General features: G+C 44.9%; 1 protein-coding gene. It reads left to right on the top strand.

What is annotated here, in order from left to right:
* On the top strand, window positions 1-3,496 hold a 3,496-nt coding region (locus tag ACFIML_RS08905), incomplete at both ends, for a hemagglutinin repeat-containing protein (protein WP_375687976.1).

Here is a 3,496-nt window from a genome sequence, read left to right as displayed (position 1 = left end):
TGCACAATGGCTCTCATTTAAGTTCTGGAAAAGAGACCACTGTTCTCTCTGGAAAAGATATCCATATTGCTGCTTCCGATATAGATGCCAAGGGTAATGTTGCTCTTGGCGCCCAAGGGGAGGTAACAATAGGGGTAAGAAACGATGAGATGGAGTATCATCTTCAGGGCAAAAACACGAAAGTGGATATGCAAGCCTCTCATGCCGTTGGCTCTTCGATAAAATCGGGAGGTGACACCACTGTTGTTGCAGGGCAGGATGGCAAACCGCATGATCTTAGCATCACAGGTAGTTCCATTGCGGCTGATGGCAAGGTGGGGCTGAAAGCCAGCAACGATGTCCTGATCAATAATGCAGAGGATAGCTTACAGTATGAGATGTCGTATCACAAAGAGGGTGGGGTGTTTAGTAGCAGCAAATCTGAGCATAACAAGATGGATGTGAGCCAAGTTGTGGGGTCAAGCATAACAGGGGGTGAAGGCATTACCATTGACTCAGGAAACAACACGGAAGTTGTAGCCTCGACGCTCATAGCCGGTAAGGCAGAGGAAACGTCAGGAGAGAAAGCACCAGGAGATCAGAAACAAGCGGATATTACCATTCACTCTGGGGGAAAGATTGTCATAAAAGGCGCCCAAGAACACTTGGATCAGCAAGCACAATCGTCATCAAGTGGCTTTTTGCATGAGAAATCGTCCGATACATCTCAATCGCATACCACAACGGTCTCCTCTATCCTTGGGGCAACGGGCAACATTATCACACAATCAGATAAAGAGACCACAATCACGGCTTCTCATCTGCTTTCCGGTCAAGATATCAATGTGACAGCAGAAAATGTGACGATTGATGGCATGACAGATCACCATAGCAGCCATTCAGAGACCCATGAAACGGGTTTTGGTGTGGGATCAGGCAAGGGCTTTGTGTCGATATACGGGAGTGAGGGAAAGACAGAAAATGAAGAGAGTTTTGAGCATCAAGGCTCTTCTCTCAATGCGGATGGCAATATCACCATCACTGCCAAGAAAAAAGATGTGACAATTGTTGGCTCTGATCTTGCAGGTGAGAATATTAACCTTTCGGCAGCGCGTGATGTCAATGTGCTTGTTGGTCATAATAGTCATAGGGCAAACTCAAAGGAAGAACGTACAGGCTTTGGGTTTCAGTTTGAAAAGAGCAACAGCGGTGCTTCTGTAGGGGTTGGAATTGCAAGCGCCAAAGATACGGGCGATCAATGGGAAACCACTTCCACACAATCACACATCACGGCACGCCAAGATGTGCAGATTACTGCTGACAATGATGTGAATTTAAAAGCAGCCATTGTTTCGGCTGATCGTGATGTCAACATTGATGCAGGCAATAATATCACCCTATCAGAAAGCTATGATACCTCTAACGCAAAAGAAAAGCATGAAAAGTCTTTTGCTGGTGTGACAGGCTCTGTCAATGTGGGCATTCTTGGTACAGTAAAAGATGTAAAGGATGCAGTCAAACGTTTTGGTCATGGGGATACAAAACACAAAATCGGCAATGGTCTTATTGCTGGTCTAAAAGGCTATGATCTCTATAGTAAAGGCAAAGGTCTTTATAATGGGATGAAAGGTGGAAACAAACAGTCTATTCGTGATATTGCTGATGTTTCTGCTAGCGTAACCGTGGGCTTTAAGACAGAGAAGGCAGAAGCCTCTGTTCAGACCTCTACAGCGGTAACAGATAGCATAGAAGCAGGACGCGCTGTTAATATGCAAGCCCACAAAGGTAGCATCCATGGTGTTGGAGCCGATATTATTGCCGGTACAAACCCGATGCAAAGCAATGATAAACAGAGCGGGAATATTACCATGGGAGCAGGTAAAGATATCACCTTTGAAAGTGCGCAAAACACGCAGAGCACAGAAAACCACACGCAAAGCGCTTCAATGAATGTTGGGTATAGTTATGGTACCGGTGGTACAGGGTGGATGGGGAATGCTTCTTTTGGTAAAGGCAAGGGTTCCAGTGAGGAGGTTCACCAGAAGAACAGCCATATTATTGGCACCGGCACAGTTCACACAACGAGTGGGGCAAACACCACATTGGCAGGCGCCGTGGTTTCTGGAGAGCGTGTAGAAATGGAAGTAGGGGGTGATTTTACCGTTGTCAGCCGCAGTGATAAGGGACAAAGCTCCAGCAAGCAAAACTCTGTTTCCATTGGTTATAATAGCCGAGAAAAGGATGGTACAGCCACAACCAATATTTCCTTGAACAAGGATAAATCCTCTAGCGATTATCATAGTGTTGTGGAACAATCAGGCATCAAAGCGGGTGATGGTGGTTTTAAGATCAACGTTAAAGATAAAACGACCCTAACCGGAGGTATTATTGAAAGCACCGCGCCGGCAGATAAAAACAGCCTGACCACAGGAAGCATTACCACCAGTGATATCAGCAACAGTGCGCATGCGCAAGCCAGCAGCCAAGGTTTAAGCATTTCTGCGGGTGGTCCGATGTATCAGGGCAAATATGGTGTCGGGAAAAACATTGCTAAAAATGTCTTAGATCATTCAAAAGCTAAAGATTCAGAAGAAGGCTATACCAAATCTGCTATCAGCAATGGCACTATCGTCATTACTGATGAAGCAGGGCAGAAGGCATTGACAGGGCAAGACGTGGAACAAGCCATCGCCTCCCTTAATCGTGATACTGCCACCGCCCATAAGGGTGTACAACAGCTCGATGCAGGCAAGCTGGAACAAATCGTCCATGAAAATCGTGAAATGGCAACTCAACTCTTAGAAGAAGGGTTTAAATACAGCGATGACTCCTATAAAACCATGTTTATCAAAGAGCACCCCATCGCCGTGGTGGATCGTGATGAAAAGGGTAATATAATCTATAAAATAGATGCGAATGGGGTACCTATAAGAGACGCTCGTGGACAACAAATACCTAAGTTTCATTATTTAACGGATGAAGAAAAGCAGCATTTGCAAGAAGGCTCTGATGGCAAAGTGCATGTGTCCTTTAATGGCATCTTTACGCCACCAGAGGAAGCCGCTGTTTATGCAGAGCAACATGCGAAGGATAAAAATAATCCGCTTTATTTTGTTGTGTTCCCAGAAGCGGATTCTGCTATTTCAGAACTTCTAGTCGCGGGCTATCAGAAGTTTATGGAAAATAACTTTTGGGGTTTGACCAATTCCACACAAGAAGCAAAAGATTTGATGTATAGCTATGGTCTTACAGGGTTAGAACTTTATGGACATAGTCGCGGGACAATGACATTGGGGAATATGCTGAATTCTTTCAAACAAGAAGGTGTTCACGGTATAGCCGACAACACGACTATCAATTTCTATGGACCAGCCTTTAATGTTTTAGTTGCATCCGGTCTGTTAGGTTATGTAAGTGATAGCAAACAAACCACTGTTGGTTTTGATGGGAATAGATATGACTTTGTCAGCAGAATTATTGGCGGCAATGGCTATACTTACGAGACAATACCTACTGG

It is taken from the genome of Bartonella sp. AC62GZZY, assembly GCF_042196525.1.
Lineage (GTDB): Bacteria > Pseudomonadota > Alphaproteobacteria > Rhizobiales > Rhizobiaceae > Bartonella.
Note: the sequence above shows the minus strand (reverse complement) of the source record. Positions and strands in the feature narration are given on the sequence as shown.